Raw genomic sequence first — 13130 nt, 5'->3', positions numbered from 1 at the left:
CATGTCATTCGCCCGCCGCGCCCTGCCGCTCACCCTCCTGGTCGCTTTGGTGGCGCTGGGGGCCTCCCCGGTGAGCGCCAATGGCCCGGATGAGCCCGCCCCGGCGGAAAACCTGCTCGCCGTGTTCGATCAGGCCCGTCATGCCGACCCCACCCTGCGTGGCCAGCACTTCGAGCTGGAACACCTGCGCGAGCGGCGCCGCGAAGACCTGTCCCGGCTGATGCCCCACGTGACCCTCAGTGGCGATATTCGCCGCACCCGCCGCGACCAGACCCAGTCGGGCATGGCGGGAGAGCAGGAAACCACCCGGGATTTCACCATGCGCCGCTACGGCGTGGACCTGCGCCAGCCCCTGGTGGACCTGCCCGCCTGGCATGGCCTGGCCCGTGGCGACAGGGAGGTGAGCCGGGGCGAGGCAGAGCTGGAAGTGGCCCGCCAGGAACTGGTGGCCCGAGTCACCGAGGCCTACCTGCAGGTGTTGGGCGCACAATCGGGCGTGGAGCTGGCACAACAGGAGTTGCGTGCCATCCAGGCCAATGAGGAGCGGGTCAGCGGCCTCTTCGAGGAGCGCATGGTGGCCCGGGTGGATGTGGAAGAAGTGCGGGCCCGCCGCGACAGCGCCCAGGCGGCCCTGATCCGCGCCGAAGGTGAACTGGATGTGGCCCTGGAGCGCCTCACCGAGATCACCAACGTGCCCCACCAGCGCCTTGCCGCCCTGCGCGAGGATGCCACGCTGCCCACGCCCGATCCCGACAACCTGGATGCCTGGGTGGAGCAGGCCCTGGCGGCCAACCCCCACATCCGCGCCGCGCGCCAGCGCGTGGAGGCTGCCGAGGCGGACATCCGCGGCGCCCGCGCCGGCCGGTATCCCAGCGTGGACCTGGTGGCCAGCTACAGCTATCTCGACGACCTGGACGGCACTGCCTTTGGCCGTAAATACGAGGATGCCGCCATTGGCCTGCAAATGGATGTGCCGTTGTACACGGGCGGCGGCGTGACTGCACGCAGCCGTGGCGCGGTGCACACGCGTGATCGGGAACGCACCGCCCTGGAGGCCACCCGCCGTGGTGTACGGGCCGATGTACGCGCCGCCTGGCGCTCCGTGCTCAGCAGCCGCAGCGAGATCGCCGCCCTGGAGCAGGCTGTGCGCTCCAACGAGCGCAGCGTGGAGGCCGTGGATGCCGGTTTTGGTGCGGGCCTGCGCCCGCTCTCCGATGTGCTGGATACCCAGCGGGATCTGTTTGCCGCCCGTCGCGACCTGGCCCAGGCGCGTCATGAGTATCTGATCCATTTCATCGAGCTGCGCCGTGCCGCCGGTGCCTTGTACGAGGGTGACATCGTGGCCCTCAACGATATGCTCACCCACGCGGGTGGGAGCGCTGCCCGTTAAGCCGGTTTTCGCCCTTGGGCGCTGATCCATGATACGCCCCCTGGTCCTGCTGGTTGCCAGTGGCCTGGCGGCACTCATGGCATTGGCGGCCACGGTGCTGGTGGCGCGCAGCTTCGGGGCCGCCGCCTTCGGTTTTTATGCCACGTGTCTGGCCGCCTTTGCCCTGTTGGCGCCGTTACTGTCCATGGGGCTGGGCAAGCTGGTGCTGCGGCGACAGGTGCGCGATTGCAGCGGCGAAGGTGCCGGCTTGCTGCGTGTCGGTATCCCGCTGATCCTGCTTGCGGCGCTGGGCATGGCCGCCCTGTTCGTGGGGCTGGGCCCCGTGCTGTTTGCGGTGGAACCGCTCTGGTTCCTGTTGATGGCGGCCGCCCTGCCGGCCCTGGCACTGCAGGAACCCACCAAGGGTGTCTTGCAGGCCCACCGCCGTGACCTGGCCCTGGCCGGCTGGCAGTTGCTGCAGCCCGGCGTGCGTCTTGCCGCCGTGCTGGCCGCCCTGGCAGGAGCCTGGGGGTTCAGTGGCTATCTTGTTGCCTTCGCCGTGGGCGAGTGGATCAGTGTGGCGGTTGCCCTGCTGCTGGCGACGGCCTTCGTGCGTCGCACGGCGGCCAGTCAGGCAGGTGCCTTGCCACGGCCCCGCCTGCGTGGCGCCCTGGCCGAGGGGGCACCCTTTGCCCTGAGCGCCGTGCTCTATACGGTGTACTACCAGTCGGACATCATCATGCTGTCGCTCCTGGCGGGGCTGGAGGCGGCAGGGCAGTACAAGGCGGCCTTCGTGTTCCTGGCCGGGGCCTACCTGCTGCCCTCGGCATTCTTTCAGAGCTACTGGCTGCCTCGGGTCTTCGGTTGGTGGGAAGAGGCCGGTGGCGCATCGGTGTTGCGGCGCGTTCCCCTGGCATTGGCCGGGTGCCTGGCCTTCGGTGTGCCCCTGGCCCTGGGGCTGCATCTGGCCGCCGAACCACTGGTGACCACTCTGTATGGGCCGGACTATGCAGAGGCGGCACGGGCCCTGCGCCTGCTGGCCCTGGCCGCGTTGTTTCATTTCACTGCCATGGCCCTGGGCGTGTTCCTGGTCACGGAGCGGGGGGTGCGATTCAAGGTGTGGGCGCAGTTGCTCTGCGCCGGTGTGAATATCGGCGCCAACCTGTGGCTCATCCCCGTCATGGGCGTGCAGGGGGCGGTGGTGGCCACCCTGCTCACCGAGGCCCTGCTGGCCACCACCTATGGCCTGGCCCTGTGGGCGGCCTTGCGGCCCTTGAACAAACGTATGCCCAAAAGGCACGCCAACCCATGAAAATCCTGTTCAGCGGTCATCACAGTTGCCTCAACCGGGGCTGCGAGGCCCTGGTGAGAACCACCCTGGATCACCTGGGCCGCACCTGCCCGGGTGCCAGCGTGCTCCTGCCCACCCATACCCCGGAGTACGATGCCCGGGTGCTGGCCGACGCGGCCTGCCCCGTGCAGGTGGTGCCCCGTGAGCCGCCCCTGCTGGAGCGTCTGGTGCATCGCTGGCACCGCCTGCCCCTACCCGGGGTGCAGCGCCTGCTCTGGCCGGCGCCGATTCCCCGGCGTTGGCGGCAATGGCTGCGTGAGTGTGACCTGGTGCTGGCCGTGGGGGGCGACAACTACACCCTGGATTACGGTCTGCCCAGTGGCATCGTCGGCCTGGACCAGTGCGCCGTGCGCATGGGCATCCCCGTGGTGCTCTGGGGCGGGTCCGTCGGGCCATTCAGTGCCCGGCCGGCCTATGAAAGGGCACTGGCCCGGGGGCTGGGGCGCTATCGGTTCATCGGCGCGCGGGAATCCCTCACCCTGCACGAACTGCGGCATCATTTGGGGCTGGTCAATGTTCACGCCATGGACGACCCGGCCTTCATGCTCCGCCCCGAGTCCCCCGATCCGTTCTGGCCACAGGCCCTGACCGATGGGGCCGGACGGCGGGTGGCGCTGAACTTCAGCCCCCTGGCGCCAGGGCCGGGGGCCGAGGGGGAGGTGGTGGCCCTGATCCGATGCCTGCTGGAGGACCCGGGCACCCATCTGCTGCTCATTCCCCATGTGACGCCCGTGCGCCCTGGAGTGGAAGGTGATGCGGCGCTGATGCGGCGGCTGCTCTCCATGGCCGGCCTGAACGAGGATCAGCGCCGACGGGTTCACGAGGTGCCGGACACGCTGCGGGCTGCCCAGTACAAGGGGGCGGTGGCCCGCTGTGATGTCCTCATGGCGGCCCGCACCCATCTGACCATTGCCGGTTTTTCGCTGGGTGTGCCCACCGTCTCCCTGGGTTACAGTCGCAAGGCCGAGGGTCTGAACCGGGATCTGCTGGGCCACGCCCATTATCATGTGTCCTGCGAGCATTTCACTGCCCGTGTCGCCATGGAGCGGCTCGCCCAGGCCCAGGAGAATCCGATGCCACCGTATCAGCCTCGCCCCATGCCCACGCCCTGGAACGCCATGGCCAGGCCCTGAGTCCATGCCCTCAGCCGAACCCCGCATTTCCGTGATCATCCCCACCTGCGACCGCCATGAGCGGGTCGCCCTGTGTCTGTCCCGCCTGGCACGGCAGCAGCGGGCGCCCGATCAGGTGGTGCTGGTGGATAACGGCCTCGAGCCCGTGACGGCGCCACCGGGCGTTGAGTGCCTGCGTGCGCCGGTGCGTTGTGGGGCCTCACAGGCCCGCAACCTAGGTGCCGCCGTGGCGGCTCACCCCTGGCTCGCCTTCCTCGACGATGACGACCATTGGAGTGACAACTACCTGGCCGATCTGGCCCGGGAGATCAGGCAGCATCCGCAGGCCACATTGCATCTCTGTCCCCTGCGTGTGGAAGGGCCGCAACCGCTGGACAAACACTTTCAGGTGGGGCGGGATGAGCGGGTGCTGCTCTACCGGAATCCTGGCGTTGTGGGCAGTAATCTTGTGGTGCACAGGGATACCTTCCTGAGTCTGGGCGGCTTCGATGCCAGCCTGCCCGCCGCCGAGGATCGCGCCCTGGGATGGCGCTTCGTGGCACAGGGGCAGGGGGTTCAGGTGTCGGATCGGCGCCGGGCGCATCTCAATCATCATGAGGGCGAGCGTCTTTCTCACTGGCGCTCCCGGCTGCGCGGCAACTGGCGCTTCTATCGAGCCCACCGCTCGGTGATGAGCTGGAGGGAGCAGGGGAAGGCCATGGCGGTCATGGCATTGTGCCTGTGGCAAGGCGGGGGATGGCGTCGATGAAGGATCTGCCCGAGCACGCGCCCCGGGTCCTGATCTGCCTGCTGGACAAGGCGGATCCTCCTGCTGAATCCTTCATTGATGGCATGCTGGCGGCCGAGTTGCCCGCCGTGGGGTGCCGGGTCTGGATGCTGTGCGCCCGGGGGGAAGCCGGCCTGCGACCCCATAGATATGGTCATGCCGTGTGCCTGCCCTGGCTCAGGCCGCGCCGGGGCGTGGGGCGTTTCATCAATCTGCCGCTGGCCTGGTGGCGGGTGCGACGTCTTCAGGCCCGGGCCCGGCGTCGTGGTCTGAAGGTGGCCCTGCTGGCCCGCAACGACCCCATTCAGCTACTGGCGGCAGCCCTGGTGCGTCGCGCTCCCGCACGACTGGTGTTTCAGCAGACCTTCCCCCACGAACACGCCAGCCACCCCTGGAGCAAGCGCACCCTGGCCCGATGGCTCATGCGTCTGGCATCCCGGCGGGTGGATGGCCTGATGGCGGTCTCACCCTTGGGGCTGGAGCGCCTGCGGGGGTACTTTCCCGCCGGATTGCCGGGCATTGTGGTGCCGTTGCTGGTGCCTGCCGCGGAAAGGGCGGCGCAAGTGTGGCCGGCCGATCCCGGCCCCATGCGGTTCGTCTATATGGGCACCCACGATCCGGATCGTCGCCTGGACCAGGTGCTGGCGGCCATTGTGGAGGCGGTGTCGCGCGGGGCCCATGTGCGCTTCGATTTCATTGGCGGTCGGTCGGATGAGTTGGCCCCATTGCGATGCGTACCCGGCGTCACCGCCCTGGAACAGGCCGGCAGGCTTCGTTTCATCTCCCCGGTGCCGCGGTCGGACATGCCGGTGCTTCTGGCACGCTATCAGGTGGGGCTGTCACTCATCCCGCCGCTGCCCATCTATCGGGAGGCATCGCCCACCAAGCTGGCCGAGTGCATGGGGGCGGGCCTTGCGGTGCTCGCCTCGCGGGGCATCCCGCTGCAGGAGCGCATGGTGGAGGATTCCGGGGGTGGATGTCTGGTGGAATGGGAGGTGTCCGCCATGGCCGACGCCATCGTCGCCCTCGGTGCCGACCCGGGCCGGGTGCAGTGCATGCGAGAGTGCAGCTGGGCGTATGCTCGGGAGGTGTTGGACTATGGTTTGCTTAGAGGCGAGATGGCCATCACACTGTGGGCTGAGGCAGCGGATAAGCGGCTAACTACTGGACATGAGTGGTCCGGAGCTGCTAGACCCTTGCCTTGGCAATGAACTATACTCGTTGCTGCAAAACAAGGGGCTAAGGTGGTTCCTTCACGCGCCGTGACAGGTGCGCTCTGGGGCTTGTCTGCTTCGGTGTGGTGGGGTGACCAATAGTCAGATGGGAGAAGGCAGTCTTGCGAAGCAACACGCAAGAGCCTAAAGTAACGGTGGGCTTGGCACTGCGGTACTGTCACATTAGGATAATCCATGGCGGGTATCCTGGTGGAGTAGGCATGCGCGGGCTGCCGTACAGACGGTCCGAAAACTGATCGGGATAACGTTCAAAAAAATGGAGTAATCGGCTGTGTGGGGGTGCTGTATGGCCCGCTCCATCTGGCTGAACCTTCAGTGAGCAAACCCTCTTTATAATCTTAGGAGTCGCGAAATTATGACGCGTGAAGAAGCTTTGGAAGTACTTGAAAACCCTGCTTACCTGAATGCCCTGTTCAGCAGCGCAACCGAAGGTCTGAGCAGTGAGGAGCTGGTTGAGTCTGCCTACAGCAACCTTCTGGGCCTGGACCGGGGAGAAGCCGAATTCACCAACGCCGATGCCCGCATTGACTGGTGGGTGGGGGAACTGGACGGCGGCCGGGTGAGCAGCGATGAATTCGCTTCCACCTTCCTGAACGCCGCCCTGACGTCCCAGGGTAGCCTGGTGGACGACGAAGCCTTCGCGCTGAATGGTGTGCGCGCTCCGGTTGCTGTGGCTGCTGTTCAGCAGATCTCCGACGATAACGCTGGTGAGCAACCCGCAGATGCAGCTGCTGCACTGGCGGGCGTGAAGGCTGACGTGGATGCGGTGGATCCGGTGGATCCAGAAGATCCGGAAGTGCCTGGGCAGACTTTCACGCTCACTGCAGATGCCGATGATCTGACGGGTACGGCTAATGATGATGTGTTTAATGCGCCGTTGAATTTGGCGGGTGCCCAGACCCTGAATACGAATGATCGGTTGGATGGTAATGGGGGCACGAACACGCTGAATGCGACCCTGACCAACAGCATTAACCTCGAGGATGTTTTTGAGAATATTCAAAACGTTTTCATTCGCGCAGTAGGTAATGTCAATCCTACTGTTGTGAATATGACTGATATCGAAGGCTTGGAGCAGATCTGGAACGATCGCTCGACAGACGGGCTCACTGTCAATTCTATTGAAAATGTCGTCACAGTTGGTGTTATTCGTGGTTCAGGTGAGGACTTTACCGTCCTCTACGCCAATGTCGGTGATGCTGTCGAGCAGAACATGGTGTTCGATCGTGCAAACATCAACAATCTAACGATAGCCAACTTTGGCGATGCTGAGGTTGTAAACATCGACTTGGTGGGTGGCGACAGCACCTTCGATTCTATCGTTGTTACTGGCGCCGACCTTGAGGTAATCAATATTTCCGGAGGCGGTAACCTCGAGATTGATGATGCGGCTCCTCTCATCGCTGGTGTCATCGACGCATCCTCTGCCACGGGAAATCTGGAGTTCGCTGTTGATAATACGGCGGTCGTTCTGCCTGATGGAGTTGAAGAGCAGACGGTGAAGCTGGGTTCAGGCGATGATGTTTTGGATATCACCAATATCAATATCGACGCTGATGATATCAGCATCGATGGCGGTGCTGGCCGCGACATGATCATTGTCGATGGGGCGAATGCCAGCCTGACAGACAATCTGTTGGCGAAGGTTAAGAACTTCGAGGTGCTTAATCTTGACGGGCTCAACCAATCAGTCAATTGGGGTTCATTGACGACGATTGGTTATGAGGCGTTGGTCCTGACTGATTCTGCGGCCGGTGCCGTTGTTAATGGCCTCACTCAAGATGCGGATCTGACCTTGGTCGACAGTGCTGCTGCAACCCTGGAGTTGAATGTTGCCGGTGCATCCCAATCTGACGATACGGCCTTTGGTCTGAAGGTGATTGGTGATGACCAGCTTGCTAGCACGTTTGATTTCCAGGTCGATAATGTTCAGGACCTGAACGTCGAAGTAGAAAATACCAGTGACCGAGCCACTCACTCTGTATCTACCCTGACGATTACGGGTCAGGACGCAGACGGCAATGACACCCTCGAGAACCTGACTATCACGGGAGATGAGGCTGTACTGTTTGATGGCTCTGGTATTGACTCCTTGAAGTCCGTCGATGTCAGCGGCATTAGCGTCCGCTCTTCCATTGATGCCGGTAACTACGCTGCGAACATTGAGGTGGGTGACGGTGTGACGGTCACTGGTTCGTCTGGTGATGACATGATCACAGCCGGGTTTTCGACGGTGACTGGCGGCGAGGGTAAAGACACTTTCGTTGTTGCGGATGGTTCTACAGATCTTGGGAAATTCACGACGATCACTGACTTTAGTGATGGTGATGTGATTGACTTTGGTACAAACGTTACTGGCGTCTTCGAAATCACTGAAGACGATCTGGGTCTTGCACCTGGGGTTGACGTCAAGTTTGAAGATTTTGTCAATGCAGCCGTTTCCGTTAGTGGCGCGGATGGCGACGTCTCGTACTTTGAATTTGGCGGTGATACCTACCTTGTTCAGAACTCCGATGGTTCTAATAATGATTTCCTCGCTGCGGACATTATCGTCAAACTGGTCGGTGTTGTGGATCTGTCGGATCTGGAAGCGACCGACCCGGGTGTTGAGAGCACGGTGGCGTTCGCGTAACTCTGTGCCGGTATGGCTAGCTAAATCCTCTGGTGCCGGGAGAATTTAATCCCCCGGCGCTTGACCCGACGAAGATGTTTTACGTGAACGGTATTCCACCGATGACAAATCATGTAAAGGAAGGCCAGTAGAGCATCAGATCAGGTTGAGTTGAGGAAAAGATATTTAAGCCCCCGTTGCTGAGAGGTAGCGGGGGTTTTTCTTTTGGGGTGCATCCGAAGCCAGGAACCAGAGAAGAAAGCGAGAAGGATAACGAAGCCCAGCGCGGCAAAATCGGTGCTGTATAAATCAACAATAACCAATCAACTCATTCCTGATTCCTAAGTCACCAACCTCAAGATCCATCACCCTTTCTTCCCAGATATCTGTTCCTGCACTCTTGAAGATCCAAGGGCGAACAGATATCGATGCCTTTCAAGCGGATCAATCGTTCCTTCAGTCTCATCAAGGTTGACTTGCTGTAATCCTTTCCTCGGGTTGGGGCACTGTAACCGTTTGAATGGGCTTTTCTCTCGACCATCTGGCCGGGTGCCGACCTCACCCTTCATCGTCTGTTATCATCCTTCTATCAGTTTACCCAATGTAAGCGCCCGAGAATCAGCACCTACCCTGCCGGCCTGAGATTGACCACACTGATCCCCCACAGTCTCAGGAGGAATCAGCATGGCCTGCGAACGAGCTGAACTTTGGCAGGAGCATATCACGCAGTGGCGGTCGTCCGGATTGTCCGGGATGGCCTATTGCAAGCAGGAGTCGCTGGCCTATGGCCGGTTTGTCTATTGGCGCAAGAAGCTGGCCGGTTCGCCTGGGCCGGATGGAGCGGCACCCTCCGGGTTTGCCCGGGTGGCTCCAGTCACCAGGTTGGAAGCTGCGGACGGCCTGACGGTCTCCTTGCCTGGCGGTGTGTCGATCACCGGCCTGCATGCCGGGAACGTGGATTTGCTGGGTGCGATTCTGAGGCAGCTGTGATGCGCAAGCGGTACCTGCGCCCATCGTATGACCTGCCGGAGATCTACCTGTATCGGACGCCGATCGACTTTCGCAAGCAGGCCAACGGCCTGGCGCTGCTGGTGGAGCAGGAGTTGGGGCACAGCCCGTTCTCGGGTGCCCTCTATGCCTTCACGTGAGGAAGGGGTGGGGACAGGCACTCTTGAGTCTTTCGCTGGGTGATTCGCCTGATGGCGATTATGACAACGGTTCACCCCCCCCTGGTCCGAGCCGGCGCCCAGGGCCTGAACCACCTGCAGACCCCGATTCTCCCCGATCTCAATCCCATCCGCTGAACAGCACACACAGCATCATCTCGGCATCACCGCCGCAGGGGTATAGGCTGGTCAGGGGGAGGCCCTCAGGCCGCTGATCGTCGTCGCTGTGGCCGGTACAACGCCTCAAACCGCGTGCTCTGGTTCAGCCACTGATCCGGGGTGAACCCCAGGCGCTGCAGGATCGACGGCTGGGTGCTGGCAATGGCACCCTTCTTTCTTGGGTCGATGGCCCGCCCGGTGAAATCCACCAGGGCCAGGTAATCCTCAAACGCGAACGGGATGCCGGGCTGTTCCCGGTCAGCGAATGCCCCTTCAAACGGCAGCAGCGGCTTCACCGGCCCATCGAACCTCAGCAGGGACTCCTTCTGCATCTGTTCACGCACGGCCTGGGCCAGGTCGAATCGGGGCGCTATGCGTTCCCGGATGCTGGTGTGTTCCGAAGTTTCTGGGGTGGCCGCCATCCCGGCTCGCACCGGGTTGAGATCCACGTAGGCCATGCAACTGAGCAGCGCGGCCTCGGTGCGCAAGGCCTGGGACTTGAACCGCGCCTCCCAGAAGTGCCCGGTACAGCCGTCCTCCTGATTGGCCTGCCGGGCGATGGGTTCGTTCAGGCACTTCATGAACCAGCTCAGGTCTGCCAGTCGTTGCCGGTAGCATTGGGTGAACTCCGCCACCTGGGCCAGCTCGTAGCTTTCCTGCGGGTCCCCGGCCAGATACCGCTGGACCAGCAGTGGCCCCTTGAACAGGCAACTCCAGCGCCGCAGCACCTCGTCATCGGACCACTGCTCGGCCTGCGCGGGGTCCAGCTTGACCACCACATGATAATGGTTCGACATGACCGCGTAGGCGGCGATGTCCACGGCGAATAGGGAGGCCAGTAGCCGAATGCGATCCTCGATCCATTGCCGGCGGTGCTCATAGCTCTTGCCGGTGGTCTGATCCTGCCCACACAGGAAGGTGCGCCGCACACAGCGGGAGACGACGTGGTAGTAGGGGGTGTCGGTGATGGATATCTGTTGGCTACGGGGGCGTGGCATGGGTCCCTCCTGGACGGTGGTTCCCGGTCAGGTTCCTTGGCCGGGTGTCCGACCAGACTAGCGCAGGGAGGGAGAAAGGCCAAGGTGGGATAGGGCGGATATGGGGTGCTGTGGCTTGATGGCTTGTCCAGACGCCCACGCCCAAGAATGAATCCGACTGCAATAGTTGAGGGAGGCGGCCGGAACGCGCTGGGGCACTGTAACCGTTTGAATGGGCTTTTCTCTCGCCCATCTGGCCGGGTGCCGACCTCGCCCTTCATCGTCTGTTATCATCCTTCTATCAGTTTCCCCAATGAGGAGTTTCCATGACCCAATGGCAAGCCATTTCCCGAAGTGACCACGCCCAGGGTCGATATCGGCGCCGAGACAAGTATCACTTTGCCCAGGCTGAACAAGTGGCTCCCGTGCTTTTGGCCGAACTGCCCAAGCTGTTGCCTCACTACACACTGGGCTTCATCGCGCTGGAGCAGGGTTATCAGCCGGTGGTTTTGTTGAGCCTGGATGGCCAACGCAATCTTTACCTGGCACCTTCTGGTGATTGGTTGGGCACCTATGTGCCTGCTGCATTTCGTGGTTATCCATTCCGTCTGGCCGACAATCCTCAGGGGGATAAGGTGTTCTGCATCGCCCAGGAACATGTTACTGATGATCCTGCCGCTGATCCGCTATTTGATGCCCAGGGTCAGCTTGCCGAGCATGCCGCTCAGTCGCTGGATTTCCTCAAGCAATGCGAGCAGAACCGCCAGGCCACGCTGGCAGCGACTCAGGTATTGAACGAGGTTGGTGTCATCGAGCCCTGGCCCTTGCAGATCAAACGCTCCGAAGGTCAGGAGCCGCTCAAGGTGAACGGACTGCACCGAATCAGTGAGCAGGCCCTCAATGCGCTGGATCCCGAACAATACGCCAAGCTGCGCGGGGCGCCCATGGCCCTGGCTCATGCACAGTTATTCTCCACGCATCAGGTGCCAGAACTGGTCAAGCGTGCCGAGTGGTTGGCCAAGGATGCCCAGGCCAAAAAGGCGAAAGATCCCCTTGCGGATCTCTCCTCCGATGATCTCTTTGGTCAGGGTGATGAGTTGTCGTTCCGTTTCGACCACTGATCCATCCACTCAGCCCTCATCAGGAGTTTCCCCATGGCAGAAGCCACGAATCCCGGCACGATCACCATCGACGGTCAGCAGTACGATGTGAACAGCCTTTCCGAGAACGGCCGATCCCAGATCGCCAACCTGCGGATCACGGACCAGGAGATCCAGCGTCTGAACCAGCAGTTGGCCATTGCCCAGACGGCGCGTGCGGCGTATGCGCGGGCACTGGAAGCGGAGTTGCCTAAGACGGAGCAGTGAGGGATGAAGGGGAGGGCGGTGGCTGCCGGGATGTGGCTGGGGTGAGATCTGGCGCTCGTTCCCCGGCCAGGGGGAGGGCTTTTTGTGGGCCGACACCGGTTCCTGGCTCAGAAGAATGCCAGGAAGATCAGGTAGATGATGATGGCGGCCACGATCAGGCAACCAATCCCGGACGCTTTCTCCCCACTCTTGTTCTCTTTCTTCTGGCCTTTCTGGCGCCTGGGCGGGGTATCTGCGGGCTTTCGGGATGTGAAATTTTCCAAGGCGGCCATGCTTCGTTTATAAGCGTAACTCTGGTTCGGCTCGTAATCCCTCATGGACTTGTTCCGCAGCTCGTTACGGATCGATGTGACCAACTGATCATCCGTCGCGAGGGTTTCAGCTATGGAGACAATGGCTGGATGGCGTGGCGTGGTGAACCGTTTGGAGGGGTCCCGGTGTGGGCGTGCCAGGGTCAGGCAGAACAGATACCAGCCGACCATGTCCTCGCGGCGATCGGTGTTGGTCATGACACTGCTGATGTTGGCGAACAGTCGTCGTTGACCGATGTATGGGGAGACCTCGAGACCCAGTTCCTCAGCCATGGCGCGTTCCTGTGGCGAAGCAGGCGGATCCCCCTCCACTTTATTGGAGATGAGGTGGCTCAGATCGATGCCTGAGACGTCATTTGGGATCAGAATTCCCAGGTCACGCGCATATTCAATCTGCGCCTCGCTTGGGGGTTCGGGTGGCAGTTCTACAATGGATTCCACCTCGGTACCGTCAGCCGCTGCCAGCGCTTTAGCCTGATCGGCATCACGTGCCTTGTAAGTCCGGCTGCGTTTTCTCCCAGTTTCCTTGCCTTTCCCTTCGACCTTGAACCTTGGCATCCTGGATCCTCCAACTGTTTCTGCCTTCTGGGTGGCGGCTCGGGTTGCTCAGTTTTCCAGTGGGTGGGCTCCCTGTCCCGTGATCACCCGCTGGTGGCAGTCTGAGCGATCCTGTCTATTCCCTGGG

Annotated in this window: 12 protein-coding genes; 10 read left to right on the top strand and 2 right to left on the bottom strand. The window is 62.0% G+C overall.

Annotated features, from left to right (window positions below; all coding sequences use genetic code 11):
• Position 1 precedes the first annotated feature (1 nt).
• The 8 genes from ECTHA_RS18335 to tnpB all read left to right on the top strand — a co-directional run bounded on the left by ECTHA_RS18335 (position 2) and on the right by tnpB (position 9613).
• A complete protein-coding gene (locus ECTHA_RS18335) occupies positions 2 to 1390 on the top strand; it encodes a TolC family outer membrane protein (protein ID WP_025282190.1) in 1389 nt (462 codons plus the stop codon).
• Positions 1391 to 1418: 28 nt separating this feature from the next.
• The gene (locus ECTHA_RS0113250) at positions 1419 to 2681 is read left to right on the top strand and encodes an oligosaccharide flippase family protein (RefSeq protein ID WP_025282189.1); all 1263 of its coding nucleotides are present in this window, start codon (positions 1419 to 1421) and stop codon (positions 2679 to 2681) included.
• Positions 2678 to 3853 carry a polysaccharide pyruvyl transferase family protein gene (locus tag ECTHA_RS0113245; protein ID WP_025282188.1) on the top strand — a complete coding sequence of 392 codons (1176 nt, stop codon included), beginning with the start codon at positions 2678 to 2680 and terminating at the stop codon, positions 3851 to 3853. The genes ECTHA_RS0113250 and ECTHA_RS0113245 overlap by 4 nt, the downstream gene beginning before the upstream one ends.
• Positions 3854 to 3857: 4 nt before the next feature.
• Positions 3858 to 4601 (top strand): glycosyltransferase family 2 protein, encoded by a 744-nt coding sequence (locus tag ECTHA_RS0113240; protein ID WP_025282187.1) that lies wholly within the window; start codon positions 3858 to 3860, stop codon positions 4599 to 4601.
• A complete protein-coding gene (locus tag ECTHA_RS0113235; RefSeq protein ID WP_025282186.1) occupies positions 4598 to 5830 on the top strand; it encodes a glycosyltransferase in 1233 nt (410 codons plus the stop codon). The genes ECTHA_RS0113240 and ECTHA_RS0113235 overlap by 4 nt, the downstream gene beginning before the upstream one ends.
• Before the next feature lie 379 nt (positions 5831 to 6209).
• Entirely contained in the window at positions 6210 to 8486 is a 2277-nt protein-coding gene (locus ECTHA_RS0113230) for a calcium-binding protein (RefSeq protein WP_025282185.1), read from the top strand.
• Positions 8487 to 9149: 663 nt separating this feature from the next.
• Positions 9150 to 9455: an IS66 family insertion sequence element accessory protein TnpA gene (gene tnpA / locus ECTHA_RS0113225; RefSeq protein ID WP_025282598.1), complete on the top strand. Its 306-nt coding sequence runs from the start codon at positions 9150 to 9152 to the stop codon at positions 9453 to 9455.
• On the top strand, positions 9455 to 9613 hold the full coding sequence (gene tnpB / locus ECTHA_RS19605; RefSeq protein WP_084307001.1) for an IS66 family insertion sequence element accessory protein TnpB: 159 nt from the start codon (positions 9455 to 9457) through the stop codon (positions 9611 to 9613). Before tnpA ends, tnpB begins: the two co-directional genes overlap by 1 nt.
• Positions 9614 to 9834: 221 nt before the next feature.
• Here tnpB and ECTHA_RS0113215 read toward each other — a convergent pair whose 3' ends face one another.
• Complete coding sequence (locus ECTHA_RS0113215; RefSeq protein ID WP_025282599.1) at positions 9835 to 10788, bottom strand: transposase; 954 nt, start codon at positions 10786 to 10788, stop codon at positions 9835 to 9837.
• A 305-nt stretch (positions 10789 to 11093) separates the two neighbouring features.
• Here ECTHA_RS0113215 and ECTHA_RS0113210 point away from each other — a divergent pair, with 305 nt between their 5' ends.
• The gene (locus ECTHA_RS0113210; RefSeq protein ID WP_025282600.1) at positions 11094 to 11888 is read left to right on the top strand and encodes a SapC family protein; all 795 of its coding nucleotides are present in this window, start codon (positions 11094 to 11096) and stop codon (positions 11886 to 11888) included.
• A 33-nt stretch (positions 11889 to 11921) separates the two neighbouring features.
• Positions 11922 to 12134 (top strand): DUF6447 family protein, encoded by a 213-nt coding sequence (locus ECTHA_RS0113205; RefSeq protein ID WP_025282601.1) that lies wholly within the window; start codon positions 11922 to 11924, stop codon positions 12132 to 12134.
• Positions 12135 to 12241: 107 nt separating this feature from the next.
• Here ECTHA_RS0113205 and ECTHA_RS0113200 read toward each other — a convergent pair whose 3' ends face one another.
• The gene (locus ECTHA_RS0113200; protein ID WP_025282602.1) at positions 12242 to 13003 is read right to left on the bottom strand and encodes a hypothetical protein; all 762 of its coding nucleotides are present in this window, start codon (positions 13001 to 13003) and stop codon (positions 12242 to 12244) included.
• Between the last annotated feature and the right edge of the window lie 127 nt (positions 13004 to 13130).

Origin of the sequence: Ectothiorhodospira haloalkaliphila ATCC 51935 (genome assembly GCF_000633935.1) — a bacterium.
Classification (GTDB): Bacteria; Pseudomonadota; Gammaproteobacteria; order Ectothiorhodospirales; family Ectothiorhodospiraceae; genus Ectothiorhodospira; species Ectothiorhodospira haloalkaliphila.
Note: the sequence above shows the minus strand (reverse complement) of the source record. Positions and strands in the feature narration are given on the sequence as shown.

Coding starts and splice junctions, on each gene's coding strand:
- ECTHA_RS18335 (WP_025282190.1), top strand. CDS start 2: ATGTCATTCGCCCGCCGCGCCCTGCCGCTCACCCTCCTGGTCGCTTTG.
- ECTHA_RS0113250 (WP_025282189.1), top strand. CDS start 1,419: ATGATACGCCCCCTGGTCCTGCTGGTTGCCAGTGGCCTGGCGGCACTC.
- ECTHA_RS0113245 (WP_025282188.1), top strand. CDS start 2,678: ATGAAAATCCTGTTCAGCGGTCATCACAGTTGCCTCAACCGGGGCTGC.
- ECTHA_RS0113240 (WP_025282187.1), top strand. CDS start 3,858: ATGCCCTCAGCCGAACCCCGCATTTCCGTGATCATCCCCACCTGCGAC.
- ECTHA_RS0113235 (WP_025282186.1), top strand. CDS start 4,598: ATGAAGGATCTGCCCGAGCACGCGCCCCGGGTCCTGATCTGCCTGCTG.
- ECTHA_RS0113230 (WP_025282185.1), top strand. CDS start 6,210: ATGACGCGTGAAGAAGCTTTGGAAGTACTTGAAAACCCTGCTTACCTG.
- tnpA (WP_025282598.1), top strand. CDS start 9,150: ATGGCCTGCGAACGAGCTGAACTTTGGCAGGAGCATATCACGCAGTGG.
- tnpB (WP_084307001.1), top strand. CDS start 9,455: ATGCGCAAGCGGTACCTGCGCCCATCGTATGACCTGCCGGAGATCTAC.
- ECTHA_RS0113215 (WP_025282599.1), bottom strand. CDS start 10,788: ATGCCACGCCCCCGTAGCCAACAGATATCCATCACCGACACCCCCTAC.
- ECTHA_RS0113210 (WP_025282600.1), top strand. CDS start 11,094: ATGACCCAATGGCAAGCCATTTCCCGAAGTGACCACGCCCAGGGTCGA.
- ECTHA_RS0113205 (WP_025282601.1), top strand. CDS start 11,922: ATGGCAGAAGCCACGAATCCCGGCACGATCACCATCGACGGTCAGCAG.
- ECTHA_RS0113200 (WP_025282602.1), bottom strand. CDS start 13,003: ATGCCAAGGTTCAAGGTCGAAGGGAAAGGCAAGGAAACTGGGAGAAAA.